General features: G+C 53.5%; 1 tRNA gene and 1 rRNA gene. Both read left to right on the top strand.

Annotated elements, in window-relative coordinates:
• Positions 1–540 (top strand): 16S ribosomal RNA (locus tag Q3Y53_RS13030); the annotation flags it as partial.
• A 177-nt stretch (positions 541–717) separates the two neighbouring features.
• Positions 718–801 (top strand) — tRNA-Ile (locus Q3Y53_RS13025).
• The last annotated feature ends 61 nt before the right edge of the window (positions 802–862 follow it).

Here is an 862-nt window from a genome sequence, read left to right as displayed (position 1 = left end):
GGGTGGTCCGGATTGCGGCTGCGGCGAGCTCGCCCTTGCAGGTGGTGGTTACCAACGAGGGGGTCTCCTCTGGTGTTAGATGTTGGGTTAAGTCCCGCAACGAGCGCAACCCACGTCTTTAGTTGCCAGCATTTAGTTGGGCACTCTAGAGAGACTGCCGGTGATAAACCGGAGGAAGGTGTGGATGACGTCAAGTCATCATGCCCCTTACATCCTGGGCTACACACGTACTACAATGCTACGGACAAAGGGCTGCAAGTTCGCGAGGACAAGCAAATCCCATAAACCGTGGCTCAGTTCAGATCGTAGGCTGCAACTCGCCTACGTGAAGGCGGAATCGCTAGTAATCGCAGGTCAGCATACTGCGGTGAATACGTTCCCGGGCCTTGTACACACCGCCCGTCACACCATGGAAGTTGGCCACGCCCGAAGCCGTTACTCCAACCCTTGTGGAGGAGGACGTCGAAGGTGGGGCTGATGACTGGGGTGAAGTCGTAACAAGGTATCCGTACCGGAAGGTGCGGATGGATCACCTCCTAACAGGGAGACAACACAATGATTTTGATGCCTGAGTATTTTTATTCTTAGGCCGAAATCCTGTCACCTTAGGTCGATCGGTACCTCAGCTTTGAAGTTAAGAATCAGCAGCAATGTTGATTGCTTGATGGAGATTTTCAGTTTCTAAACTTTGTCTAGGTCACACCCCAAAAGGGATGAGACTCCTGGGCCATTAGCTCAGGTGGTTAGAGCGCACCCCTGATAAGGGTGAGGTCCCTGGTTCAAGTCCAGGGGTTGGGGTCGTCAGGGTCGAGTTCGAAGCTCAACGCTTTTTGTGGTTTCGAAGCCTCGGTGCGAATTGCAG

Source organism: Synechococcus sp. YX-04-1 (assembly GCF_030546365.1).
Lineage (GTDB): Bacteria > Cyanobacteriota > Cyanobacteriia > PCC-6307 > Cyanobiaceae > Parasynechococcus.
This window is presented reverse-complemented; position numbering and strand designations above follow the sequence as displayed.